Source organism: Bartonella sp. 220B, from assembly GCF_026930205.1.
Classification (GTDB): Bacteria; Pseudomonadota; Alphaproteobacteria; order Rhizobiales; family Rhizobiaceae; genus Bartonella.
Genome location: NZ_JANHOI010000005.1, coordinates 84,447 through 108,380, shown reverse-complemented (window position 1 = coordinate 108,380; position 23,934 = coordinate 84,447). Strand labels below are relative to the sequence as shown.

Below are 23,934 nucleotides of genomic sequence, written 5' to 3'. Positions count from 1 at the left end.
CGGAACTTATGGAACGCAAGAGTTTGTTGACAACTACAAAAGTGCACTTGCCGAATTACAAGGCATCATCCCCCCTAAACCTAAAGTAGGTAAACTTGTTGAAGGTTCGTTTGCATGGCTACTCAAACAGTATTTTAACAGCTCCAGTTGGCATAATCTTGCTAAAGCCACAAAGAAACAAAAAGAACTCATCCTTATGAAGGTATGTGATAGCATAGGAAACATTCCGTACCAAGCAATCGAAAAAAAACATATTATAGCTGGTGTTGAACGGCGTAAAGAAACACCAGCAATGGCTAGGAATTTTCTAAAAGCACTTAATGGTCTTTTTAATTGGGCGATTGATCAAGGTTTTTTAGAAAACAACCCAACAGCAGGAGTAAGAAGACCAGCTTTGAACAACAAAGATGGCTTTGCTGTTTGGACAGAAGAAGATGTTGAGAAATATTATCATCATTGGTCACATGGTACACATGAACGTGTTTGGATTGACGTCCTTCTTTACACGGGCTTACGTCGTGGTGATGCGGTACGAATTGGTTGGAAAGATGTCAAAGATAATATCATTCATATTAAGACAGAGAAAAGTAAATTCCAAACAGATGTTTTTCTACCCATTTTGCCTGAATTAGCAGAAACTCTTAAAATTGGTCCTATTGGAGAAGAAACATTCATCTGTAGTAAACTTAATCAAAAATTCATCAAAGAAAGCTTTGGGAATGCATTTCGGGATGCTTGTAATGCGGCGGGAATCAAAAAATCAGCGCATGGCTTAAGAAAATTAGCAGCAACACGCGCCGCTAATTCAGGTGCAACAGTCTCGCAACTCAAAGCAATTTTTGGCTGGACAAATGACAACATGGCATCTCTTTATACGAAGAGCGCAGATCGTAAAAAACTTGCCCTTGAATCGATAAAAAAGCTCCAAAAAAATGAGGGATGAAGACGAAGAAAACATAATAGAATCAATAACCACCAAAACCCTTACATTATACATAAGTCTTTTATTTTATTTACTCTCTGTTTGACCTGTCACGCCCACCATGCGCTTTAAAACTTCATGTAACTTACTGATTCTAAATATGTTTTTTTAAGGTTCGGGATGTGTAAACAAAGGTTCGGGAATAGGATTTCGAATCATGCCTCTACAACATAAGTATCTTTTTTCTCTTTCGCTTTCTAACCAATTCTAATAATTCTTTGAATTCTTCTAAATATTGTTATGAAGAACTGCAAATGTTGACCCTTCTCTTGCGAAAATTGTTGTGCGTCATATTGATCAAACTGCTGAAAGCGATATGGCTTTTGCAGCCCGCCTTGCAGAGGAATATGATGCGGTAGCAAAGCCCGTTGATGGCAAACTTGTGCTTGCCAAACGGGGGGAAGGCAAAGCCATCACCGGCGAGACACTCCCCATAGTGGTTCTTCATGAAAAACATTGCACCTCTTGGGATTTTAAATACAGCGCACGGGATGAAGCAGGTGCAGCCAATGGTTTAGAAACGGATGGTGGTGAGGACCAAAAAGCCGCAGCTAATGCACGTGCACCAGAAGAGATAGAGGAGGATGAAAACGCCATCCATATGGATGAAAATGATCTACCAGATCCATCTGAACCAGAGAGAGGAGAAAAAACAGAAAAAGAAGCGGAGAAGCAAGAACAAGAGAAAAAAGGCGGTGTTATCGCAACCTATCATGATATTCGCAGTGGTGAAAAAAAAGAAGTCAAAGTTGGAAAACCACCGTTTCATGAACTCAAATATACCTACCATAATCAATCAGAAGCTGTTGCGGTCATTGCCGCTTATCGCAATAAGTCATCACGCGGTAAGTCTTCTTTCTCCTGTGATATTGGTGGTGATCCCTTTGTGCAAGCCGGAAGCAAAACTTGTTCAAGATCCTCCTTTTCGACCTTATATTCCGGCAGAATGGCGCATCAAAAGCGTCAAGCACAAACTTGATAAAATGGGTGGTTACACCACAAAAATAGAGTGCGAACTTTTTGATGAAGGACAAGAAGATACGGCTGGAAATGTTGCAAACACAACGCCAGACAAGGATGATACCCTTGATCCAAACGCTCCACAAAATGCATGCGATGAAAGTGAAGGCGTCATCCATATGGATAAGGAGGATACATCATAAGCTACCATGTTTTGCTATAAAATACTGTTGTTTAATTTAAGAAGACAATTAATACACTCAATACAACAGATTAAACGTGTGGAACTGGTTGTTCAAGAGGCTGTACAGCTAAGCGAAATCCCATGGTACGCAGTAAGGTATTCAAGCTGCGAAACTCTGGATTGCCTTTTTCTGAAAGTGTACAGTAAAGTTGTGTGGGATTCAAGTTGGCTGCTTTAGCTACAGCTTGAACACCACCATAAGCTTTAGCCATTTGGCGAAGTGTTACGAGCAATTCACCTTGATCACCATCTGCTAGAATTGCATCAAGGGTAGCTGCTGCTATCTTAGGGGCATCATAGAAAATTTCCGCCATTGCATCATCATGGTTACAGTCTTTCATTTTACTATTCCTAAAAACACAGCCAAACAGCGTTCAATTTCTACCATTTTATCTGCATGAATAGAACCGAAAGCTGGGCTAACCTTTTCGCATCTTACCGTCATGATCTTATCAATCATTACTTGTGAAAGTTTTTGTAAACCGTTTTTGGCATCTGGTTGAATAGTAATGCGAAGTAATGGTGCCGCAATAAGTGTACTTGTAATTGGTAAAACTGTTACGCTTGTATGTTCACTGAATTGATTAGCTTGAATTATTAATGCAGGTCTTGGTTTACCAAAATCACCCTGCATAGCTATTGTTACGAGAGATCCACGCTTCATTCTGTCCAACCATCAACATCTACTAAAGATTGATCCATAAATAACTGCATAGATGTATCCGTTTTATCCATTTTTGCTACCAAGCGAGACTGACGGCGGCACTCTTCTGCAAAGTTTGGTTGGCGTGTATCTGGTACCCAAATTTGCATCAAGCGCAATCCTGCTTTCCTTTGTGCGTTACGATGTTTTTGAACGCGTTCATTGACGTGCATTGTAGCCATAAGAAAACCTCCATTATGTTTCATGTAACGTATAACACGAAAAAAAGTTACATGAAACAAAAATTTAATAATCTTCGCGGAAATGACCCGGTTACATCGTAAAATCCCATTCTTTCGAAGAGGAAAGAGATTCACTTTTTAAACCAGCTCTGCTTTGTGCGGATCTTTTTTTATGGAGAAACCTATGAGAAAAATATCATCAGAAGGATTAGCAATTATTAAACAATGGGAAGGTTTACGTCTGAACGCCTATAAAGATGCCATCGGTATATGGACAATTGGTTATGGGCATACAAATTCTGCTGGAAAACCCTTTGTTCATAAGGGCATGACAATCACTGAAGAACAAGCAGAAGAGTTTCTTTGCCATGATTTGCAACAATTTGAGAATACTGTCGAACGCGCCGTTCAAGTTTCCTTAACAGACGAACAATTCGCGGCACTCGTATCCTTTTGTTATAATATAGGAACAGCAGCCTTTTGCAATTCGACCTTGTTAAAAAACTCAATAACGGTGAATATGAAGCAATCCCCTCTGAATTACAAAAATGGACCAAAGTAGATGGAAAACGTTTGCAAGGTCTTGTACACCGGTGTACAGCAGAAGCAGGATTATGGGCAAAAAGAGCTTATGTTTCCTCCAATTATCAAACAGTAGAAACACAAGAGCCAACGTGGCTTTTCAAAGCAGAAGCCCTAACCCCAATCATTGGTTCTTTCTCTGGTCTTGGCGGTTTGTTGGCGGGCAATGGTCCACTCCAATAGATTGGCAACCATTATGGTTTTAGCCGCATGTGCAGGACTTTTCTTTGTCGCCAAACGCTTTCAGGAGCACAAATTATGATCTTATGGATGAAAAAAAATCTGATGCTAACAGGTGCGGCTTTAGCCGCTTTTTTTATGATTGTAGCAAAAGCTTTTGTTTTTGGCAAAAAGACTGAACAACAAAAGCAAACAGAGAAGACTTTAAAGAGTGCAATAACACGGTTGGAAGTAGAAAATGACATTAATCAAAAAAGTGATGCTGATGTGCGTGCTGATCTCTCTCACTGGTTGCGCGACAAATAAAGTTGCTTATTCTTGTGTGGGTTGGTTGCCGATATATTTGGAAAGCCAAGATTTGAACACCATCAGTTCGAACTTAGCAAGAGAGATCTTAAAGCATAATATGCAGGATGAATATTTGTGTGAGTGAAAATATGGCCAGGAAAAACACTAAAAAACCACCGAACTTACCGAAGCAGAAAAAGAAATGCTTCAAGAAATGATACTCACCTATCAAAGTGTAAAAATGATGTCTCGCTTGATGAAGTGGATAACCTTTTTTCTCTTTTTGTTGATCCTTGACTTTGCCCGGCTTATGGATGCGACAGACAATGTCTTTGCTCATTTAAAACAGTGCTTTTCAAAGAGTTAGTTCCTCCACATCTCTCTTAAGATAGATTCCCTTCGAAAAGAAATCTTTCCTAATAATTGAGAGAAATAGTTTTCAAATATGCTAGAATCAGGGTGAATGTTCATTTGTTTCATAGGATTTTTAGATGATTACACCCTTTGGTAAAAGTTTACGCAAACTTCGCATTAATCACTCTGAACGTCTTTTAGATATGGCTAAGAAATTAGACATCTCTGTCCCATTTTTATCATTTGTAGAAATTGGCAAAAAATCTGTACCCGTTGGCATGGAAGAAAAGATCATAGAGGTTTACGCTTTAAATCAAGAGGCAGCCGTCCGTTTAAGGAGAGAATCGGATGCTGGTCGTGGTAGTTTTACCATCAAGTCGTCTGATCCCTTGTGTCGTGAAACCATTGGCATGTTTACGAGACTTTTAAAGTTTTTTTCACAACAGGATTTGGAATCATTCAAAGGAATATTAGAAGCGATTAGAGAAAAGAAAAGCCTATTCCCTACCCTTTATCCATGCATCTTCATGATTAAAGATTGAATGGCGATCCCGACAGGATTCGAACCTGTGACCCACGGCTTAGAAGGCCGTTGCTCTATCCAGCTGAGCTACGGGACCAGCTGATCATTTTCCCAATTCAAAAGAGCATTCTGAACTCAATGTGTCCAAGATAACTGCCTATCACTACGAAAATTATCAGAATAAGAAACAGCACGTCGAATCGATTTATGCCTCTTTTCTACACGATAAGGAATAGCATTTTTATGTGCAAAAGCAATTGCCTCTTCCTTTCTATTAAACTGAACTCTCACCTGATTATTCATATCAGATGTCGCCGTATATCCCATAAGAGGCTCAAGCATTTTTGCCTGCAATGGTTCATATTGTAAAATCCAAAAACCAGTATTCCTCTTACCTGACTGCATCGCCGTCTTCGCAGGACTATAAATACGCGCGATCATGGTTATTTCCCTCAGAATATCTAACATTTGAATAATGATTGCTCATCGCACATTTAATTGGACTATTTTCCTATATAAAAACAAACATGGTCGGAGCGATAGGATTTGAACCTACGACCCCCTGATCCCAAATCAGGTGCGCTACCAGGCTGCGCTACGCTCCGCCATTTACATCTACGATGCATATTCCCTAAAATTTTCATAACAGAAGTGCAAGAGAAAAACACACCTTTTTTAAATTTTGTTATTGTTCTTTACAAGAAATTTTTTTTAAAAATCTTTTTCTGCTAAATGATGCATTCAATAAATAATAAAATGATATCCTCACAAAAACGAAGCTACAACTTCTCCATAAACCATTTGGACAATGTATAAAGTGGCATTATAAAAGAAATATATCATGCGAAAAAGAAACCCATAAAAATTACTGTTTCTTCACTTCAAGGGAATCCTCAAAAACTGAAAACAGAAATAACAGCATTTTTTCTGCATACTGTACTAACAAAAGGATACAAGCATTTTTATTCAACAATTTGAACTGTGCTAAAAAAACATTTAAAGCATTTATTGTATTTGCCTATTAAGAACTTCACCAATAACAGCACGCGTTATTTTTCTTTTTCTTTGTAATGCTAATTGATCAACAGAATCGATAACACGCTTCAATGAAAACAAAGAACGCTCACAACGACTCACAAGATAGTAAACAGTGTCTGGATGAACAATAATCTGTCTATCAGAAAAAAGTTTAAAAGCGACAGCTGTTAACAACGCATCATCAGGTTGATTAATTTCTACCAACATTACCGAATTAAGACGACTCTTTAAATCATTCAATTTTAAATTCCATACTGAAGGTACTGTACGTGCAGTTATCAACAAAGTAGTTTGATATCCATCAAGATTTGCTTGCTTAGCGCTATTAATTAAGTGGAAAAGCCCTGTCTCACTGATTTCACCCGCATCAATATCCTCAATTAAAAACGATCTTCCTGAAGAAGCCATAGCAATAGCTTGGTCAATTTCATTGCGAGGAAGAATTAAAGCTTTAGCTTTTTGCGCCCATAAGGTAGAAAAATGGGTTTTTCCAGATCCCTCTTCTCCAACCAAAATTGCAATGGGTAAAACCCAGTTTGGCCAATGATCAATAAGTTGGAAAGCCATACGATTGCTTTCTGTTACGACCAAATCATCAAATTGGAAAACTGAATTATAAGAAAAGTTTAAGGGTAATTGCGTTTCACGCCCATTCATTCTAGTGACTCCGAATTTCCATTTCGCGAATATAACTGAGAATTAAGGTAAGTATGAAGAGCAAAACGAACTAAAACACCAACAGCTGCTGCCGCAGGAACAGCAACAAGCATACCCGTAAATCCAAAAAGTGAAGAAAAAGCAAAAAGTGCAAACATCAACCATACTGGATGCAACCCTACTGATGACCCCACAAGTTTTGGTTGAAGAATGGACCCTTCAATAAATTGACCAATTAAAAAGAGAACGACAACAACGATAATCCATCCCCAATTATCCGGATAAAATTGAACCCATGCCACACCCACTGAGAGTAAAAAACCACTCATTGTACCAATATAAGGAACAAAGCTAATAAGCCCAATAAACATACCAATTAAAAGACCAAAATTAAGCCCTGTAATCGTTAAACCAATAGCGTAATATCCTCCTAATATTAAACAAACTGTTCCCTGTCCCCGAACAAACCCAGCAATAGCTCTATCTATTTCATGAAAAATACTACGAACGGTTTCAAGATGATCTCGCGGTATCAGCGAATCAACAGTTGCAACCATACGCGGCCAATCTAACAACATGTAAAATGTTACTACAGGAGCCACCACAAAGAGACTAACGAGATTAACGATCGACTTTCCTGACTTCAAAAGTGAATTCAAAAGAGATGTAATAAAATCAGAACTTTTTCCCAAAAGCCCTTTAATATTACTTTGTAATTCATTTGGATCACTCCCAAAATAGTGCCTGACCCAATCAAAATCATGCTCAACAAAAAAAGTTTGAATACGATTAATATAAATGGGCAAAGCATCACTGATAAATTGCTGTATTTGCCAACTGATGATAGGAATTAGAATGATCAAAGACGCAACAAAAACAACAACAATAAACAAGGTAATAAGGATAGTACCAAAAACACGGCGAATACCACATTTTTCAAGAAATTGGACAATAGGATTAAGAAAATACGCCAACACAATTCCTGCTACAAAAGGAAGCAAAATAGATCCAAAGACAAACATAAAAAGAATGAAAAAAAGCAAAGTACCAAGCCAGAAAAAAACCTGTTTTTTCATGTTACTCGGTAATGGTACTTGAGTATAAGCTGGTACATAAGTCTTATAACGATCACGGGGTTCATTTTCACGCACTTTCTTCTTTATAAGCTTCCAAGAAGATTGTCCGTGTTCATCTGATATCTTGCTCATATCCTAAAAAACTCTTCACAAAGATTATAAACTTCCTCAACATGGGTCCCAGTAGAGTTGCATATTTTCTTAAAGAATAAATATTAATATCTCTTGCAGAGAGAACTCTATCATGGCATTGCATAACATCAAAACTTGATTTTCCATAAGGAAGGTTCCAATGAGCAATCAAGATACTATAAATGATAAATCCAAATGTAATCTTACCTATGCAAAATCCGGTGTGAATATCGATATGGGTAATGCCATGGTAGAAAAAATTAAACCCTTCATACGCTCGACAAAACGGGCAGGAGCAGATGCTGAAATCGGCGGCTTTGGGGGACTTTTTGATTTAAAAGCAGCAGGATTCACAGATCCCATTCTCGTAGCAGCCAATGATGGTGTGGGAACAAAATTAAAAATTGCCATTGAAACAGGTATCCATAACACTGTGGGGATTGATCTCGTTGCCATGTGTGTCAATGATCTCCTCGTGCAAGGTGCTGAACCGCTCTTTTTTCTCGATTATTTTGCAACTGGTAAACTTAATCCTGAACAGGGGGTAGCAATTGTTTCCGGTATTGCAGAAGGGTGTAAACAAGCAGGTGCTGCCCTTATTGGAGGAGAAACTGCAGAAATGCCAGGGATGTATGCAGAAGGAGATTATGATTTAGCGGGCTTTGCTGTAGGAGCATGCGAACGTAGCGCATTACTTCCTTCAAAAGACCTTACAGAAGGCGATATTATCTTGGGTCTTAGTGCATCTGGAGTTCATTCAAACGGCTTTTCTCTCATAAGACGAATCATTCAGCAAAGTAATCTCGAATGGGAATCACCAGCCCCTTTTAATCCTCAAATCAGCCTTGGTACAGCATTCCTCACACCAACACGCATTTATGTAAAATCTCTTCTCCCAATCATAAAAAATTATACAGGAATAAAAGCACTCGCTCATATTACAGGGGGGGGATTTCCTGAAAATATTCCACGAATACTTCCTTCTTCTCTATGTGCTGAAATTAATCTTTCTGCCATTAATGTTCCGCCCGTCTTTTCATGGATTGCAAAACAAGGCAAAATAGAAGAAACAGAGATGCTACGTACATTTAATTGTGGCATTGGTATGGTTATTATCGTAGCACAACATGAAGTTGAAAAAATAACACAAGCACTTGAAATACAAGGAGAAACCATTACCTCTCTCGGCATTTTGAAAAAACGTCAAGATAAAGAAATACTCTACCAAGGTGTACTTCAATTATGAAAAAAAAAATTGTAGTTTTTATTTCTGGCAATGGGTCTAATATGGTTGCCCTTGCTAAAGCCTGCAAACAAGAGGAATATCCTGCTGAAATCGTCGCAGTTATTTGTGATAATCCTCATGCTGCTGGTATTGAAAAGGCTTATCATAATGACTTGTCTGTTCATGTTATTGATCGCAAAAACTACCCGACCAAGGAAGCACATGAAGAATCTATCCTAACGGTTTTAGCCCAATATCAACCGGATCTGCTCTGCTTTGCTGGTTATATGCGTCTTATTTCTCAACGTTTCGTAAAGCTTTATGAGGGACGAATTTTAAACATACACCCTTCTCTTTTACCTTCATTTAAAGGTTTAAATACGCATGAAAAAGTTTTACAAGCAGGCGTTAGAATCACTGGTTGCACTGTTCACCTTGTAACTGAAGACATGGATGCAGGAAAGATTCTCGCTCAAGCAGCTGTTCCAGTCTGTACAAATGATACCACTGATAGCTTAGCCAAAAGAGTTCTTAAAGTGGAACATAAACTCTATCCTGCAGCTTTAAAAGCTTTCATCGAAGGAAACGACAAAATATTAGATCTTCAACAACAGCTTTTGTCCTTTTGAGTATGTCAATCAGCGGCTTTTAATATTGTATTCCTAATTTATCTCTTCCTCACTTATAAAATTTTAACATAATAGAATCTATCATCTGACAAATGTTTTTTCAGAATGTGTAATGATTTTAAAAAATTTTTGCGTATCAATTTCCAAGCTACTTTTAGAAATTCTATGTTTATCTATTCAAAATACTTCAACCTTTCGGATAAAAAATCTGAAGATAAGCAATTTCTCTCTTACATATTTTTTCATTTCATTGTGAAATTGTTTCTTTAACTGTTAAAGCCAACTGCTTGAGTGTAAATGGTTTAGAGAGAAAACCAAATACAGCGTCTTGTGGAAGATTTTTAGAAAAAGCATCTTTTGCGTACCCAGAAACAAAAACAAACTTGATATCTGGATAGCTCTTGCGCACTTCCTTGAGTAAAGTTGGCCCATCCATTTCTGGCATCACTACATCGGAAACAATAAGATCAATAGTGCCCTTATTTTTCTCAAGAATATTGAGTGCTTCCACTCCACTGGCAGCCTCTAAAACAGTGTACCCTCTCATTTGAAGTGCTCTTACCCCACCCATTCTGACAGCATCTTCATCTTCAACCAATAAAACAGTCGCAGACCCTGTTAAGTCTGTATTTTTTTCTTGCTCTTCACCTTTGTCAATCTTTGGAAAAACTCCTACATTATGAGAAGGAATGTAGCGGGGAAGAAAAATATGAAATGTTGCCCCTTCCCTCTCTCTACTCTCACAATAAATATAACCACCTGTCTGTTTGATAATTCCATAAACCATTGATAAACCGAGCCCTGTTCCTTTTCCAACTTCTTTTGTTGTAAAAAATGGTTCAAACATCTTTTCTTGTGTTGCAGATGATATACCAGTTCCTGTATCTGAAACAATTAGCTGCACATACTCACCAATTCCAAAACCAACATAATCAAATTCAGCACTCTGTTGCTTTGTGATATTTTTTGTTGCAATTGTAACAACACCTCCATCTGGCATGGCATCACGCGCATTAATAACCAAATTCATAATAACACGCTGAAAAGATCCTTGATCGATTTCAACGCTCCACAAATCTCTACCATGAACAATTTTCAATTGAATATTATTGCCTAAAAGAGGCAAAATGAGATTGCGCATATCTGATAAAAAGTCTGTAAAATCAACCTTTTCAGGGCGAAGCGTCTGCTTTCTAGAAAAAGCCAATAATTGCTGTACAAGTGCAGCAGCACGATTAGCATTATTTTTGATATTAATAAGATCAGCATGAGCGGGATCAGAACTACGATGTGTATTTAAAAGCAGATCGCATGACATCAAAATTGCTGTTAAAACGTTATTAAAATCATGAGCAATACCACCAGCCAATTGACCAATAGCTTGCATTTTTTGGTTTTGCACCATTTTATCTTCAAGTGTTTTTTGCTCTGTTATTTCTACAACAGAGACAATAATGAAATCTTGTAAGACATCATCATAATATGGCTTTACAGGCATAACATGAAGACGCAAATGGCGTTCCTCGTTATTTTCTAAAACAGTTTCTAGCGAAACTGTATAGTCTTTATTTGTCATAATTTTCTGAAATGCGCGCTCTAACTGTGCACAATCACGATGAGATATAACGTCATAAAGATTAACAGTTCCGTCTATACATTCCATGAGTGATGACAAGACATTATTGATGTAAATAAAGTGTCCTTTTTGATTCACCACTGCTATTGCAAAGGGACTCGCATCAAAATACTCTACTAATGCATTAGGTAATTTAAATTGATCATCGTTTTCTCGCTTTTCTATTTGCTGTGGGATTATCACGATACGATAAACAGCTTCATTTTCTGAGAGAGAAGAAGCACAGATAAAACAATTCAATGTTTTCTTTTCAGCAGTCTCTGAATTTAAAGCTAACGAAAACGTATAAGGTAAGGAGTAACCTGAACTTTGATATTTGTTGCTTTGCAAACAAATATCACTCCATGTGCTATTGGCTTCAACACCATCAAATAACTGATCAAAACTGTATTGACCAACAGAAAAATTTGCTAAATCAATTGCAAACCATTCAGCAAAAATCGCATTTGCATATAGAATCATCCCCTGTGTGTTAACGGATAAAAAACCGACAGGAGCTTGATCTAAATGATTGATTGCTTCTTGAAGATTCGAGAAAAAAACTTCACGATTTTCCTGTAAATGCGAAATATCAGCAATACGCCAAAATAAAAACTTTTTGCTGTGCTTTGTGATCGGTTGAACAGAAATGTTATACCAAAAAGGTTTTTTATGTGTAGAATGGGAAAAAATCGATTGCTCCACTCTAAGCTCTTCTTGTGCTGGAAGATTATTACATGCTGCAACCTTTAAGCGATACACAAGTGCACTAGCTTCTGGAAGATCAGCAATAACCACATAGCAAGAAGACTCGGGCTTATAGGTAAGAATTTTTTGATAACTTTGATTAGAATAATAAACAAAACCTGATAAATCAGAGACTATAATTGCATCATCAGTATCATTAAAGATCTCAAGATCAAACTCATCATACAACTGTGCTACATGATATCTCAAAACCCCCATTCCACTCAAAACAAGCGCAGTAACCCCGAGAACCGCCAAAACCAAAAAAGATGCCAATCCCATCTTTTGTAAAAAGCTCAGCGGATAAAAAAAACTAAGAAGTGCTATAATGAATAGAAACGCTAATATTAAAAAAATACCAAGCATCCCCCCTCTTTGATATACTGAAAAAGACGATGATTTTTTACTTTTCTCAAAACCTTTATTCATTTTCACTTTGCCTTGATCATAGCTGTCTCTCAATGCCACAAATACCCTCTATAATCATTATTATAGGGTATGATAATATCTTTCTCAGAAAAATCACTCAATGTTAAAAAGACCTTTTCTTCTCTTAATAAGCAAACCTTTTAAGAGTATATTTACAAACTTATTTCAATAAAAAATGATATTTCCGTTTAAAATGGGAGAAATTTTATGTATATCTGGTTGTCAAACCAAATAGGCACATCAGCGGCGAATATAACTGTAAGTTTTATATTTTTCATAATAACAATAGCAGCTGTTGCTACAATTCTTCTGTTTTTACGCCGTTTAAAGAGAAAGAAATTCAGGTTCCACAAAAAAAAACATCCACCGCGATTAACTTTATGTGAGACGATTGCTCTTGATCGCACACGCCGTCTCGTTTTAGTACGTTGTGATGATAAAGAGCATTTGCTTCTTATCGGCGGACTAACAGATGTTGTTGTAGAGTCCAGTATAACCAGCAGCCCCATCATACAAAAGAAAGAAACACAGCCAACATTAACACCAACAGAAGCGCCCCCCAAATTTGTCCTTACAGAAAAAAGATCTTCTTCTGGAAAAAGAGAACACACACAAAACAAAACCTCCACACCTTTCCTGAATCAAAATGTTGAAGATTCAGCGATCACCGCGGAAATTGAAGGGCGACAAGAACCCTCTCTATTTATCCCTACTCAAAAAAAATAGAATACAAAATTCTTATACCATGCATCTCATTTGTCGATCACCGCAATCAACCTTAATCATCACGATAAACCTTTTCCCGTCGCTCATGGCGCTCTTGTGCTTCCAATGATAGAACTGCAATTGGCCGCGCCTCAAGACGCTTGATACTAATCGGTTCGCCAGTTTCCTCACAAAAACCGTAAGTTCCATTATCAATACGCTCCAAAGCAGCTTCTATTTTTGCGATGAGTTTTCTCTGACGATCACGAGCACGCAATTCGATTGTACGATCAGTTTCGCAAGAGGCTCTATCAGTCAAATCAGGTTGACCAACATTCTCTTCTTGCAAATTTTCTAAAGTTTCACGCGCTTCTTTTAATATATCATTCTTCCAAGAAACTAATTTAGCACGGAAATATGCCTTTTGCCGCTCATTCATGAAAGGCTCATCTTCACTAGGGCGATATTGACTATCAATCTCTTCGCTCATGCCATAAAAACCTCCACACATGGTAAGTGCGGTCTATATATTGTGCAACAACGATCAACACAAGAGTAAAATGCTTTTTTATAACAACCTACAAATATGTTTAAAATTATCATTTTTTAGTAGCTTCTTTGCATAATATGTATTTTCTTGGCATAATACCTGTCACGAATTTCCTTTTTTCGTTATGCCGGAAAGCCTATAGGGAGAAAAATATTTAAATATTCAGTGTCATATAAAATAATCCTTACCCATTTGATTAAATGCAACCTCAAGTTTACCAACAAAATTCATTTCAAAATGAAAAAATTAAAATCCTTACAAAAGAAGAGTGTGATATCCACGATTCAAATACATTAAAGCGTCTTTTTCCTGATGAGAGTGAATTGCAACAACCTCACCAATCAAAACACAATGCGTTGCATGTTCATGCCAACAAATCAAACGACAATCAAAAGATGCTAAGGCATCTAAAAGACTAGGAGCGCCTGTTTGCAAAGTACCCCATTGTTCTCTATCAAAACGTTCATTTTGTGTAGAAATGCAATGCCTAGAAAAAATATCTGCTAAGAAACGATGCTTTCCTGCCAAACTATTCACACAAAAATTTTCATTCTTTATAAACCACTGATTCTTAGGGTTATGTCGTCTGAGACAAACAAGGATTGTTGGAGGATCATCAGATAAAGAACAACAGGCTGAAACTGTCACCCCGCGCTTTCCATGAATTCCGTTTGTTGTCACAATATGTACAGCTCCTGCAAAATGGCTCATAGCATCTCGATATTCTTGCGAAGAAACAGTGATATTATGTTGAAGTTTAGGTATTAAATGTGTTGTATGATTTGACATATCTTTCACTTAAGTACAGCTTTAAAATCTCAAACAATCTTTCCATAAAAAGGGTCTATTGCACGTATTTTTTCTTTTACATCCTATAACACAAAAGACATTTTAGTATACAGAACTACATGATAGAAACAGCTAATAAGCCAATCAAGGAGATATTAATGCCCCATTCTCATCTTATTTCACCTTCACTCTTGGCTTCTGATTTTTCCAGACTTGGCCAAGAGGTATTGGATGTTATTGATGCCGGTGCGGATTGGCTTCATCTTGATATTATGGATGGCCACTTTGTGCCTAATATTACTTTTGGTCCTGATATCGTCAAAGCACTCCGTCCATTAACCAACGCGATATTTGATGTCCATTTAATGATCGCACCAGTTGATCTTTACCTTGAAGCTTTTGCAAAAGCGGGAGCGGATATTATAACCATTCACGCTGAAGCAAGCCCCCATCTTCACCGCTTGCTACAAATAATCAAAAAAAGTGGAAAAAAAGCAGGCATTGCAATCAACCCAAGCACACCAGAATATGTACTTGAATATTTGCTTGATCATTTAGATCTTATTCTCGTCATGACCGTCAATCCTGGTTTTGGCGGACAAAGTTTTATTCTAGAAATGCAAGATAAAATCAAACGTGTTAAAAGTATGATTGCTAACAGACCTATTGATCTTGAGGTTGATGGTGGTATCACTGTTGATACAATCGGGATCGCTGCAAAAGCTGGTGCAAATGTATTCGTTGCAGGCTCTGCAATTTATAAAAATGGCAATAAAGAACTTTATAAAACACGTATTAATGCATTGCGCCAAGCAGCAACTCTCTCAAAATAAGGAAAAATTATGATAACACGCTACTCTCGTCCTGAAATGGTCGCAATTTGGTCACCTCAAACAAAATATCGTATTTGGTTTGAAATTGAAGCACATGCCTGTGATGCCCTAGCTGAACTAGGAATTATTCCAAAAGAAGCAGCAAAGATCATTTGGCAAAAAGGAACAGCAGCAGAATTTGATGTCAATCGCATTAATGAAATTGAGGCAATCACCAAGCATGATGTGATAGCATTTTTAACACATCTCGCTGAATTTATTGGACCAGAAGCACGTTTTATTCATCAGGGTATGACATCATCCGATGTTCTAGATACAACGCTTAATATTCAATTGATGCGTGCGAGTGATCTTTTGCTAAAAGACATAGATCAACTTCTTGAAGCACTAAAAAAACGTGCTTTTGAACATAAAGAAACAATTACCATTGGGCGGAGTCACGGTATTCATGCGGAACCAACAACATTTGGAGTAAAATTCGCCCTCGCCTACGCTGAATTTTCTCGATGTCGCAAACGTCTTCTTGCCGCACGAGAAGAAATTTCTACCTGTGCTATTTCAGGAGCTGTGGGAACTTTTGCTAATATTGATCCGCGTGTTGAAGAACATGTAGCAAAAGCATTGAGAATGCGCGCTGAACCTGTTTCTACTCAAGTGATACCACGCGACCGTCACGCCATGTTCTTTGCAACACTTGGTGTTATTGCTTCCTCTATTGAAAGATTAGCGATAGAAATACGCCATCTACAACGAACAGAAGTCCTTGAAGCAGAAGAACATTTCTCACCTGGACAAAAAGGCTCATCAGCTATGCCTCATAAGCGTAATCCAGTTTTAACAGAAAATTTAACTGGGTTAGCACGTATGGTACGTGCATTTGCAATCCCTGCTATGGAAAATGTAGCACTTTGGCATGAACGTGATATTTCTCATTCATCTGTTGAGCGTTATATTGGGCCTGATGCAACCATTACGCTTGATTTTGCTCTTGTGCGTCTCACATCTGTCATTGAAAATTTGATTGTCTATCCAGAAAATATGCAAAAAAATCTTAATAAATTTCGTGGGCTCGTTCACTCACAACGCGTACTTCTAGCTCTCACGCAAGCTGGATTGAGTCGTGAAGATTCCTATCGAATTGTTCAACGAAATGCGATGAAAGTTTGGGAACAAGGAAAAGATTTCTTAGAAGAATTGCTTAACGACAAAGAGGTAACAAAAGCTTTAAGCGAAGCAGAACTGCGTGAAAAATTCGACCTTTCTTACCACACCAAACATATCAACACAATTTTTAAACGCGTTTTTGATGAGTAATAAAAATACATACAAAGAACAGGAAACAAACATATTATTTCCAAATCTGTTGTAATAAGGAAACAATATCATGAAAGCAAATCAACTCGATATTCTTATTGTTCCTGGCTACAAAGGCTCTGGCCCTGATCATTGGCAAACACGATGGGAAAAGAAACTGTCTACAGCCCACCGTGTTCAACAAACCCAATGGTCAAAGCCTGTTTTTGAAGAATGGGTTTATGAAGTTGAAAACGCCATTGCACAAGCTCAAAAACCTGTTGTCATTATTGCCCACTCATTAGGCGTTCCCACCGCTATTCATGCAACGCTACAAAATGCAGAAAAAGTTTGTGGCGCCTTTTTTGTTGCACCTCCAGATGTAACGAATGATAAAATACGCCCCAAACATTTAATGACATTTGGTCCCTATCATTGCAAAAAGTTATCTTTCCCTTCTGTTGTCATAGCCAGCCGAAATGATGAATTTTGTCACTTCTCAGTAGCAGAAAAACTTGCCAATAATTGGGGTTCATTGTTTATTGATGCAGGACACTCAGGCCATATTAATGCAGAATCTGGACATGGACCTTGGCCTGAAGGACTTATGGTTCTTTCCCATTTTCTCGCAAAAATCTGATTAAAGAAAAATATGTGTCTTCAATGTATCTATGCAGTTCCATTTCCTTTTGCTAAAGTCTCAATGACAAAAGCAACAAGAAATGTTATAGTAATCATTGAGGATTTCTACCAATTAGGATAGTCTTACTTATCAATGCTATTAAAACCTCTCAAATAAATAGAGAATCATAATGAATCGTCGCCACCGTATTTATGAAGGCAAGGCCAAAATTTTATATGAAGGACCTGAACCAGGGACCTATATTCAATTTTTTAAAGATGACGCAACAGCCTTTAATGCAAAAAAGCATGAAGTGATCGATGGAAAAGGGGTTTTAAATAACCGTATTTCGGAACATATCTTTAGCCATCTTAGCCGTTTGGGTATTCCAACACATTTTATCAAACGTATAAATATGCGTGAACAACTTATTAAAGCCGTTGAAATTATCCCATTGGAAGTTGTTGTTCGGAATGTTGCCGCTGGTTCCCTTGCTAAACGTTTGGGACTAGAAGAAGGAACGACTCTATCACAATCTATTATCGAATTTTATTATAAAAATGATTCTCTTGACGATCCAATGGTAACGGAGGAACATATCACTGCCTTTGGTTGGGCTGTTCCACAAGAAATAGAAGACATTATGCAACTTTCGATTCGTATTAATGATTTTCTTTCTGGACTTTTTGCCGGCGTTAACATTCAACTTATTGATTTTAAAATGGAATTCGGTCGCTTATGGGAAGATGAAGCAATGCGCATTGTTCTTGCTGATGAAATCTCACCTGATTCTGCTCGACTATGGGATATGCACACACGAGAAAAAATGGATAAAGATCGCTTTCGGCGTGATATGGGGGGACTGATTAATGCTTATCAAGAAGTTGCAAAACGCCTTGGTATCATCAATGAAAACGAACCTCCGCGACCAAGTGGTCCAGTTTTGGTAAAATAAACAACAAGGCAACATTCTGTTACCTTTCCTTATAGTTAGTAAATACACCTCTTAAAGAAGAGGAATACTGTGAACAGGAAATAAGAAATGAAAGCACGTGTTACAGTTACTTTAAAAAACAGTGTCCTTGATCCACAAGGAGAAGCAATTGTCGGTGCTTTAAAAAGTTTAGATTTCAAAGGCGTTCGTTCCATTCGCCAAGGAAAAATTTTTGATATCGTGCTTGATGATCAATCTCCTGAAACTGCACAGCAAACACTTGAAGAAATGTGTGAAAAGTTACTGGTAAATACTGTCATTGAAAATTATACTATAGAACTTCTTTAGGTGGAGCTCTTCATGAAAACTGCCATCATTCAGTTACCTGGACTCAATCGCGATCGGGATATGGTTGCTGCCTTACATCATATAACAGGAACTGAGCCATTTAAAGTTTGGCAAACAGATACGACAATTCCAGATGTAGATGTCATCGTTATTCCTGGTGGTTTTTCTTATGGAGACTATTTAAGGTGTGGAGCTATTGGTGCACGAACACCAGTTTTACAAACTGTTCGTGAGAAAGCAGAAAAAGGTGTTACCGTAATTGGTATATGTAATGGATTTCAAATTTTGTTGGAAGCGGGCTTATTGCCTGGTACTTTAATGCGTAATGCTTCATTAAAATTTGTTTGTCGTGAAATAAAGCTTGAAGTAGCAAATGCCAACACAAGATTCTCTCGCCTTTATTCGACAGGACAGATTATTCGCTGTCCTGTCGCTCATCACGATGGAAATTATTTTGTTGACAGCGAAACCTTAAAAAAAATCGAAGATAATGGACAAGTTGTTTTCCGTTATGCAGAAAAGACAAACCCTAATGGTTCAGTTCACGATATTGCTGGTATCATCAATAAAGCTGGTAATATTCTTGGTATGATGCCTCATCCTGAAAACTTCATTGAACCTGCACATGGGGGTACTGATGGCCGTTTACTTTTCCAAAGTGCTTTAGAATTAGCAAACGGATGATGATAAAAAGTGGACTGTATTTTTTACTATTTTAAAGTCAAAAAATTTAAACATCTCCTACGCAGATTAAATGTCCCAATTAAACGTTTTATGGATAAAATAGATGATATTTCTTTTAACACACAGAAAATATTCAAAAGCTGTTTCTCATTTTTAAATTCATGCTGCAAATAAGCAGTATTTTAGTTGATATTTTATGAACTTCTGCCTTATCAAGCCACCAAAACATTTATAAAAGTTAAGCTGCTAGTTTTTAAGTAATAACAATGCTAAATTTCGATTAGTTAAACGGGTAAAATACTCATGAATCTTTGCAATAATATCGCCATTACACCAGAATTAATTGCCCAACACGGACTAAAAGATGATGAATATCAACGTATTCTAGCTTTAATTGGAAGAGAGCCAACATTTACTGAACTTGGAATTTTTTCTGCCATGTGGAACGAACATTGTTCCTATAAATCATCTAAAAAGTGGCTTAAAACTCTTCCGACAGAGGGAAAATGTGTTATTCAAGGACCTGGTGAAAATGCTGGTGTTGTTGATATTGGTGAAGGCCAGTGTGTTGTTTTCAAAATGGAAAGCCATAATCATCCCTCTTATATTGAACCTTATCAAGGTGCAGCAACAGGTGTAGGAGGTATTTTACGTGATGTTTTTACCATGGGAGCCCGCCCTGTTGCCGCTATGAATGCCTTGCGCTTTGGATCTCCTAATCACCCCCGAACACGCCATCTTGTTTCTGGTGTTGTTTCTGGAATCGGTGGCTATAGTAATTCTTTTGGCGTTCCAACGGTTGGTGGAGAAATAAATTTTGACGAGCGTTATAATAGCAATATCCTTGTTAACGCTTTTGTCGCTGGTGTTGCAAAGACAAACTCTCTTTTTTATTCTAAAGCACAAGGCGTAGGACTTCCTGTTGTTTATCTTGGAGCCAAAACAGGACGTGATGGCGTTGGTGGAGCAACAATGGCTTCCACCGAATTTGCTGATTCAATCGATGAAAAACGCCCAACCGTTCAAGTAGGTGATCCTTTTACAGAAAAGTGTCTTTTTGAAGCTTGCTTAGAACTCATGGAGCTTAGAGCTGTTGTTGCTATTCAAGATATGGGAGCTGCAGGACTAACATCCTCTGCCGTGGAAATGGGAGCAAAAGGAAATTTAGGAATACAGCTCAACCTTGATAAAGTACCTGTTCGTGAAGAATACATGACCGCCTATGAAATGATGCTTTCCGAAAGCCAAGAACGCATGCTTATGGTGTTAAAACCAGAATTAGAAAAACAAGCAGCGGCAATTTTTCATAAATGGGGGCTTCACTTTTCTATTATTGGAAAAACAACAGATGATTTGCGTTTCCGTGTATCGCATCAAGGAGAAGAGGTTGTTAATCTTCCCATTAAAGAGCTGGGTAATGAAGCACCTGTTTATGATCGCCCTTGGAGTGAACCTAAAAAACAACCAACCCTTAAAATAGAAGACGTTGAGAGGGTTGAAAATCTTGGTGATGCACTCCTTAGCTTATTAAATTCTGCTGATCAAAGTTCACGGCGATGGGTTTATGAACAATATGATACACTTATTCAAGGAAATACTCTTGTTCGTCCAGGAGGCGATGCGGGAATCATTCGTATAAGCAACAATGACAAACGTGCTCTTGCCTTTTCTTCTGATGTTACGCCACGCTATTGTGAAGCAGATCCTTACGAAGGAGGGAAACAAGCCGTTGCAGAATGTTGGCGAAATATCAGCACAACAGGCGCAATACCACTCGCAGCTACAGATAATCTTAATTTTGGTAATCCTGAAAAACCTGAAATTATGGGACAATTGGTGTTCGCCATTAAAGGCATAGGTGAAGCTTGTAGAATTCTCGACTTTCCTATCGTTTCAGGAAATGTTTCTCTTTATAATGAAACCAATGGAGAAGCCATTCTTCCTACCCCAACAATCGCTGGTGTAGGGCTTCTTGACGACTGGTCAAAAATGGTAACAATCAATGGTATGCAAAATGGAGATCATATTGTTTTAATTGGAGCGTGTGGCTCTCATTTAGGACAATCAATCTACGCACGTCACATTTTGAATATTGATAAAGGTGCCCCGCCTCATGTAGATTTACAGCTTGAAAAAAAACATGGACAATTTGTTCGAGATGTTATTCATCGCGGTTTTGTTCATGCCGCTCATGATCTTTCTGATGGAGGATTAGCCCTTGCTCTTGCTGAAATGGTCATAAAAGCAGGTAAAGGTATTAAAGCCAAATTAAGCAACAAGTTCCCTCCTCATGCAGAGCTTTTTGGAGAAGACCAAGGACGTTATCTCTTAGCCATCAAACCTCAAGCCCTCAACGACTTTAAAGAACTTGCACAAATAAGCGCAGTTTCTTTAACAGAGCTTGGTATAGTTGAAGGTAATTTGCTCAACATAGAGGGAATATTAACACTTTCCGTAGACAAACTTATACAAACTTATGAAAGTTGGTTTCCACAATTTATGGGTGAGAAATAAAGAGCTTTTCATTTTTCTTGGACTATATGCTACTCTTACAAAAAACAAATAAAGGAGAATAATCATGGCAATGAGTGCTCATGCAATTGAAACACTTATTCGCGAAGGTATTCCCGATGCAACTGTGACAATTCGTGATCTTGCTGGCGATGGAGAACACTACGCTGCAGAAGTTATTTCCGAAAGTTTTCGTGGTAAAAGCCGTGTCCAGCAACATAAGATGGTCTATGATGCTCTTAAAGGCAATATGGGAAATGACCTGCATGCTTTAATGTTGCAAACGCATATTCCCAAATAATCCCAAATTTCTTCTTGCATTCATTCACTCAATAAGATTAGAAATGAGTACGAGCATACACATACACTCATAAAAATCTGCAATATCGAGGAAGAGAAATGAGCACTGTTCATGATTTTATTGACAACGAAATTAAAAAGAATGATGTCATTTTGTTCATGAAAGGAACACCTGATGCTCCACAATGTGGATTTTCAGGACAAGTTGTTCAAATTCTTGACTATCTAGGAGTAGAATATAAAGGGATTAATATCCTAGCTTCTAATGAATTGCGTCAAGGAATCAAGGACTATTCAAATTGGCCTACAATTCCACAACTCTATATCAAAGGTGAATTTGTTGGAGGCTGTGATATTGTTAAAGAAATGTTCCAAAATGATGAACTACAAGAAATGCTAAAAGAAAAAGGCATTTCTTGTAATAAATTATAGAAATCTCTTAAGTAGATTTTCTTACTTTTTATTCTTTTATAAAACTGTATTCAGTTATAGAGCTGTGTTCAGCCAAAGTTTTTATTTCAAGGATGCCCTATGTCATACTCAATCGACGAACAAGAGCATAGTAATACAATTAAAGAAAGACTTGGCTATAAAGAATTTGTTATTCTCATTGGTGCACTCATGGCTATCAATTCTATAGCTGTTGACATCATGCTTCCAGCCATGCCAGATATTTTGAACAGTTTAAATGTCATCAATGAAAATGATCAACATTATATCATCTCTGGTTATCTGATAAGTTATGGCATCTCACAAATATTTTTTGGTCCCATAAGTGATCGATATGGACGTCGTAAGCTTATTCTCATTGGTCTTGCATTTTATTCCTTTACCGCCATTGGTTGTGCCTTTGTCTCTCATTTTTCTCTATTGCTTATTCTACGTATTTTGCAAGGTATCGGAGGAGCGGCTATGCGCGTACTTACCGTTTCTGTTGTACGCGATCTTTATAATGGGCGAAAAATGGCAGAAGTTATGTCTATTGCTATGATGGTTTTTCTTATTGCACCCATGATTGGACCAGCAACAGGACAATTCATTTTATTATTTGGAAACTGGCAAATTATTTTTATCTTCATGGCAATTATTGGTTTTGGGCTGATGATTTGGATTCAACTGCGCTTGCCTGAAACTCTTTACAGACAACGTTCTCTTTCCTTTTCTTCGATCAAACATAACTTGTGGGTCGTTATCACCAATCGAATAACACTTTGCTACACACTAGCAACTTCCATTATTTTAGGCTGTATTTTTACTTCTGTTAATACATCGCAGCAAACATATGAAGGGATTTATAATTTAGGACTCTGGTTTCCAGTTGCCTTTGCTGTCGGTGCTGCCTTTCAAGCTTTATCATCATTCTTTAATTCTCAATTTGTTGGACGTCTTGGAATGCGGCGTATCGCCCATACGATGCTTTTACTCTTTTGCATCACTTCATGTATTTGGTTTATTGGTTCCCTCGTAACAAATGGCATTATGCCTTTTTCCCTTTACATGCTGCTATTTTGTATATTGATGTTTGCCTGCGGCGGCATTATGGCCAATTGTAATACACTTGCTCTCGAATCTGTCGGTGAAATTGCTGGAACAGCATCTTCTGTCTCTGGTTTTCTTCAAACGTCCATTGCTACCAGTCTTGGCTTTTTTATTGCACAACAATTTGATGAAACAACAATACCCAATTCAGCAGCGTTTTTCTTTCTCAGCCTCATAGCCATATTGCTGGTTTTATATGCCGAACGTGGACATCTTTTCAGACCACATCATCACAATCCTAACGAATAAATGCTGCTATAAAAAAGGTAATAAAGCTACA

The 23,934-nt window shown here is 37.7% G+C and carries 25 protein-coding genes, 2 tRNA genes and 3 pseudogenes; 19 read left to right on the top strand and 11 right to left on the bottom strand.

All coding sequences use genetic code 11. The features are described from left to right. On the top strand, positions 1 to 943 hold a 943-nt coding region (locus NPX99_RS05110; protein ID WP_269030816.1), incomplete at its 5' end, for a tyrosine-type recombinase/integrase. 286 nt (positions 944 to 1,229) lie between these two features. Then, positions 1,230 to 2,145 (top strand): annotated as a pseudogene (locus tag NPX99_RS05105) (late control protein); the annotation flags it as partial. A 70-nt stretch (positions 2,146 to 2,215) separates the two neighbouring features. Here NPX99_RS05105 and NPX99_RS05100 read toward each other — a convergent pair. The 3 genes from NPX99_RS05100 to NPX99_RS05090 are packed head-to-tail and all read right to left on the bottom strand — an operon-like array spanning position 2,216 to position 3,071. Further along, entirely contained in the window at positions 2,216 to 2,527 is a 312-nt protein-coding gene (locus NPX99_RS05100; RefSeq protein ID WP_269030815.1) for a helix-turn-helix domain-containing transcriptional regulator, read from the bottom strand. Next, on the bottom strand, positions 2,524 to 2,850 hold the full coding sequence (locus NPX99_RS05095) for a type II toxin-antitoxin system PemK/MazF family toxin (RefSeq protein WP_254770784.1): 327 nt from the start codon (positions 2,848 to 2,850) through the stop codon (positions 2,524 to 2,526). The genes NPX99_RS05100 and NPX99_RS05095 overlap by 4 nt, the downstream gene beginning before the upstream one ends. Continuing rightward, positions 2,847 to 3,071, bottom strand: coding sequence for an antitoxin MazE family protein (locus NPX99_RS05090; protein ID WP_269030814.1), 225 nt, complete (start codon positions 3,069 to 3,071; stop codon positions 2,847 to 2,849). The genes NPX99_RS05095 and NPX99_RS05090 overlap by 4 nt, the downstream gene beginning before the upstream one ends. A gap of 184 nt (positions 3,072 to 3,255) precedes the next feature. On the opposite strand from NPX99_RS05090, the pseudogene NPX99_RS05085 reads away from it, so the two are divergent. The 4 genes and pseudogenes from NPX99_RS05085 to NPX99_RS05070 all read left to right on the top strand — a co-directional run bounded on the left by NPX99_RS05085 (position 3,256) and on the right by NPX99_RS05070 (position 5,017). Beyond that, a pseudogene (locus NPX99_RS05085) lies at positions 3,256 to 3,915 on the top strand (lysozyme). Then, entirely contained in the window at positions 3,912 to 4,139 is a 228-nt protein-coding gene (locus tag NPX99_RS05080) for a hypothetical protein (RefSeq protein WP_269030813.1), read from the top strand. Before NPX99_RS05085 ends, NPX99_RS05080 begins: the two are co-directional and overlap by 4 nt. Positions 4,140 to 4,270: 131 nt before the next feature. Beyond that, a pseudogene (locus NPX99_RS08805) lies at positions 4,271 to 4,488 on the top strand (hypothetical protein). Positions 4,489 to 4,612: 124 nt separating this feature from the next. Continuing rightward, the gene (locus NPX99_RS05070; protein ID WP_269030811.1) at positions 4,613 to 5,017 is read left to right on the top strand and encodes an XRE family transcriptional regulator; all 405 of its coding nucleotides are present in this window, start codon (positions 4,613 to 4,615) and stop codon (positions 5,015 to 5,017) included. Position 5,018: 1 nt separating this feature from the next. Here NPX99_RS05070 and NPX99_RS05065 read toward each other — a convergent pair. The 5 genes from NPX99_RS05065 to NPX99_RS05045 all read right to left on the bottom strand — a co-directional run bounded on the left by NPX99_RS05065 (position 5,019) and on the right by NPX99_RS05045 (position 7,901). Continuing rightward, positions 5,019 to 5,095 (bottom strand) — tRNA-Arg (locus NPX99_RS05065). Between the two features lie 38 nt (positions 5,096 to 5,133). Continuing rightward, complete coding sequence (locus NPX99_RS05060) at positions 5,134 to 5,439, bottom strand: ETC complex I subunit (protein ID WP_269030810.1); 306 nt, start codon at positions 5,437 to 5,439, stop codon at positions 5,134 to 5,136. 87 nt (positions 5,440 to 5,526) lie between these two features. Beyond that, positions 5,527 to 5,603: transfer RNA gene (locus NPX99_RS05055), tRNA-Pro, on the bottom strand. 400 nt (positions 5,604 to 6,003) lie between these two features. After that, entirely contained in the window at positions 6,004 to 6,693 is a 690-nt protein-coding gene (gene hdaA, locus NPX99_RS05050; protein ID WP_269030809.1) for a DnaA regulatory inactivator HdaA, read from the bottom strand. After that, positions 6,690 to 7,901, bottom strand: a complete 1,212-nt coding sequence (locus NPX99_RS05045) for an AI-2E family transporter (protein WP_269030808.1) — start codon at positions 7,899 to 7,901, stop codon at positions 6,690 to 6,692. The genes hdaA and NPX99_RS05045 overlap by 4 nt, the downstream gene beginning before the upstream one ends. 160 nt (positions 7,902 to 8,061) lie before the next feature. On the opposite strand from NPX99_RS05045, the gene purM reads away from it, so the two are divergent. Both purM and purN read left to right on the top strand, forming a co-directional pair. Further along, complete coding sequence (gene purM / locus NPX99_RS05040) at positions 8,062 to 9,147, top strand: phosphoribosylformylglycinamidine cyclo-ligase (RefSeq protein ID WP_269030807.1); 1,086 nt, start codon at positions 8,062 to 8,064, stop codon at positions 9,145 to 9,147. After that, the gene (gene purN, locus NPX99_RS05035; protein ID WP_269030806.1) at positions 9,144 to 9,755 is read left to right on the top strand and encodes a phosphoribosylglycinamide formyltransferase; all 612 of its coding nucleotides are present in this window, start codon (positions 9,144 to 9,146) and stop codon (positions 9,753 to 9,755) included. Before purM ends, purN begins: the two co-directional genes overlap by 4 nt. Positions 9,756 to 10,002: 247 nt before the next feature. Here the strand turns inward: purN and NPX99_RS05030 are convergent, their stop codons facing one another. Beyond that, positions 10,003 to 12,546: a response regulator gene (locus NPX99_RS05030; RefSeq protein ID WP_269030805.1), complete on the bottom strand. Its 2,544-nt coding sequence runs from the start codon at positions 12,544 to 12,546 to the stop codon at positions 10,003 to 10,005. A gap of 207 nt (positions 12,547 to 12,753) precedes the next feature. Here NPX99_RS05030 and NPX99_RS05025 point away from each other — a divergent pair, with 207 nt between their 5' ends. Further along, entirely contained in the window at positions 12,754 to 13,272 is a 519-nt protein-coding gene (locus NPX99_RS05025) for a flagellar biosynthetic protein FliO (RefSeq protein WP_269030804.1), read from the top strand. A gap of 52 nt (positions 13,273 to 13,324) precedes the next feature. Here the strand turns inward: NPX99_RS05025 and dksA are convergent, their stop codons facing one another. Then, a complete protein-coding gene (dksA, locus tag NPX99_RS05020; protein ID WP_126603443.1) occupies positions 13,325 to 13,741 on the bottom strand; it encodes an RNA polymerase-binding protein DksA in 417 nt (138 codons plus the stop codon). A gap of 315 nt (positions 13,742 to 14,056) precedes the next feature. Next, a complete protein-coding gene (locus NPX99_RS05015; RefSeq protein ID WP_269030803.1) occupies positions 14,057 to 14,590 on the bottom strand; it encodes a flavin reductase in 534 nt (177 codons plus the stop codon). 158 nt (positions 14,591 to 14,748) lie between these two features. Here NPX99_RS05015 and rpe point away from each other — a divergent pair, with 158 nt between their 5' ends. The 10 genes from rpe to NPX99_RS04965 all read left to right on the top strand — a co-directional run bounded on the left by rpe (position 14,749) and on the right by NPX99_RS04965 (position 23,903). Then, positions 14,749 to 15,423, top strand: a complete 675-nt coding sequence (gene rpe, locus NPX99_RS05010) for a ribulose-phosphate 3-epimerase (RefSeq protein WP_269030802.1) — start codon at positions 14,749 to 14,751, stop codon at positions 15,421 to 15,423. A gap of 9 nt (positions 15,424 to 15,432) precedes the next feature. Then, the gene (gene purB / locus NPX99_RS05005) at positions 15,433 to 16,737 is read left to right on the top strand and encodes an adenylosuccinate lyase (RefSeq protein WP_269030801.1); all 1,305 of its coding nucleotides are present in this window, start codon (positions 15,433 to 15,435) and stop codon (positions 16,735 to 16,737) included. 70 nt (positions 16,738 to 16,807) lie between these two features. Continuing rightward, positions 16,808 to 17,356, top strand: coding sequence for an RBBP9/YdeN family alpha/beta hydrolase (locus NPX99_RS05000; protein ID WP_269030800.1), 549 nt, complete (start codon positions 16,808 to 16,810; stop codon positions 17,354 to 17,356). Positions 17,357 to 17,528: 172 nt separating this feature from the next. Further along, positions 17,529 to 18,293 carry a phosphoribosylaminoimidazolesuccinocarboxamide synthase gene (purC, locus tag NPX99_RS04995; protein WP_269030799.1) on the top strand — a complete coding sequence of 255 codons (765 nt, stop codon included), beginning with the start codon at positions 17,529 to 17,531 and terminating at the stop codon, positions 18,291 to 18,293. An 87-nt stretch (positions 18,294 to 18,380) separates the two neighbouring features. Continuing rightward, positions 18,381 to 18,620 (top strand): phosphoribosylformylglycinamidine synthase subunit PurS, encoded by a 240-nt coding sequence (gene purS, locus NPX99_RS04990; protein WP_269030797.1) that lies wholly within the window; start codon positions 18,381 to 18,383, stop codon positions 18,618 to 18,620. Between the two features lie 12 nt (positions 18,621 to 18,632). Beyond that, complete coding sequence (gene purQ, locus NPX99_RS04985; RefSeq protein ID WP_269030796.1) at positions 18,633 to 19,304, top strand: phosphoribosylformylglycinamidine synthase subunit PurQ; 672 nt, start codon at positions 18,633 to 18,635, stop codon at positions 19,302 to 19,304. Between the two features lie 303 nt (positions 19,305 to 19,607). Then, a complete protein-coding gene (purL, locus tag NPX99_RS04980; protein ID WP_269030794.1) occupies positions 19,608 to 21,818 on the top strand; it encodes a phosphoribosylformylglycinamidine synthase subunit PurL in 2,211 nt (736 codons plus the stop codon). Positions 21,819 to 21,882: 64 nt separating this feature from the next. Further along, positions 21,883 to 22,116 carry a BolA/IbaG family iron-sulfur metabolism protein gene (locus NPX99_RS04975; RefSeq protein WP_126603450.1) on the top strand — a complete coding sequence of 78 codons (234 nt, stop codon included), beginning with the start codon at positions 21,883 to 21,885 and terminating at the stop codon, positions 22,114 to 22,116. Between the two features lie 98 nt (positions 22,117 to 22,214). Beyond that, complete coding sequence (gene grxD, locus NPX99_RS04970; RefSeq protein WP_269030793.1) at positions 22,215 to 22,547, top strand: Grx4 family monothiol glutaredoxin; 333 nt, start codon at positions 22,215 to 22,217, stop codon at positions 22,545 to 22,547. 99 nt (positions 22,548 to 22,646) lie between these two features. Beyond that, positions 22,647 to 23,903, top strand: coding sequence for a multidrug effflux MFS transporter (locus tag NPX99_RS04965; RefSeq protein ID WP_269030792.1), 1,257 nt, complete (start codon positions 22,647 to 22,649; stop codon positions 23,901 to 23,903). Positions 23,904 to 23,934 lie beyond the last annotated feature (31 nt).

Coding starts and splice junctions, on each gene's coding strand:
- NPX99_RS05015 (WP_269030803.1), bottom strand. CDS start 14,590: ATGTCAAATCATACAACACATTTAATACCTAAACTTCAACATAATATC.
- NPX99_RS04975 (WP_126603450.1), top strand. CDS start 21,883: ATGGCAATGAGTGCTCATGCAATTGAAACACTTATTCGCGAAGGTATT.
- NPX99_RS05000 (WP_269030800.1), top strand. CDS start 16,808: ATGAAAGCAAATCAACTCGATATTCTTATTGTTCCTGGCTACAAAGGC.
- NPX99_RS05095 (WP_254770784.1), bottom strand. CDS start 2,850: ATGAAGCGTGGATCTCTCGTAACAATAGCTATGCAGGGTGATTTTGGT.
- NPX99_RS05045 (WP_269030808.1), bottom strand. CDS start 7,901: ATGAGCAAGATATCAGATGAACACGGACAATCTTCTTGGAAGCTTATA.
- NPX99_RS05025 (WP_269030804.1), top strand. CDS start 12,754: ATGTATATCTGGTTGTCAAACCAAATAGGCACATCAGCGGCGAATATA.
- NPX99_RS05100 (WP_269030815.1), bottom strand. CDS start 2,527: ATGAAAGACTGTAACCATGATGATGCAATGGCGGAAATTTTCTATGAT.
- purS (WP_269030797.1), top strand. CDS start 18,381: ATGAAAGCACGTGTTACAGTTACTTTAAAAAACAGTGTCCTTGATCCA.
- NPX99_RS05090 (WP_269030814.1), bottom strand. CDS start 3,071: ATGGCTACAATGCACGTCAATGAACGCGTTCAAAAACATCGTAACGCA.
- NPX99_RS05060 (WP_269030810.1), bottom strand. CDS start 5,439: ATGATCGCGCGTATTTATAGTCCTGCGAAGACGGCGATGCAGTCAGGT.
- purM (WP_269030807.1), top strand. CDS start 8,062: ATGAGCAATCAAGATACTATAAATGATAAATCCAAATGTAATCTTACC.
- NPX99_RS05070 (WP_269030811.1), top strand. CDS start 4,613: ATGATTACACCCTTTGGTAAAAGTTTACGCAAACTTCGCATTAATCAC.
- purL (WP_269030794.1), top strand. CDS start 19,608: ATGAATCTTTGCAATAATATCGCCATTACACCAGAATTAATTGCCCAA.
- purQ (WP_269030796.1), top strand. CDS start 18,633: ATGAAAACTGCCATCATTCAGTTACCTGGACTCAATCGCGATCGGGAT.
- purB (WP_269030801.1), top strand. CDS start 15,433: ATGATAACACGCTACTCTCGTCCTGAAATGGTCGCAATTTGGTCACCT.
- rpe (WP_269030802.1), top strand. CDS start 14,749: ATGCCCCATTCTCATCTTATTTCACCTTCACTCTTGGCTTCTGATTTT.
- NPX99_RS04965 (WP_269030792.1), top strand. CDS start 22,647: ATGTCATACTCAATCGACGAACAAGAGCATAGTAATACAATTAAAGAA.
- NPX99_RS05030 (WP_269030805.1), bottom strand. CDS start 12,546: ATGAATAAAGGTTTTGAGAAAAGTAAAAAATCATCGTCTTTTTCAGTA.
- grxD (WP_269030793.1), top strand. CDS start 22,215: ATGAGCACTGTTCATGATTTTATTGACAACGAAATTAAAAAGAATGAT.
- purN (WP_269030806.1), top strand. CDS start 9,144: ATGAAAAAAAAAATTGTAGTTTTTATTTCTGGCAATGGGTCTAATATG.
- hdaA (WP_269030809.1), bottom strand. CDS start 6,693: ATGAATGGGCGTGAAACGCAATTACCCTTAAACTTTTCTTATAATTCA.
- purC (WP_269030799.1), top strand. CDS start 17,529: ATGAATCGTCGCCACCGTATTTATGAAGGCAAGGCCAAAATTTTATAT.
- dksA (WP_126603443.1), bottom strand. CDS start 13,741: ATGAGCGAAGAGATTGATAGTCAATATCGCCCTAGTGAAGATGAGCCT.
- NPX99_RS05080 (WP_269030813.1), top strand. CDS start 3,912: ATGATCTTATGGATGAAAAAAAATCTGATGCTAACAGGTGCGGCTTTA.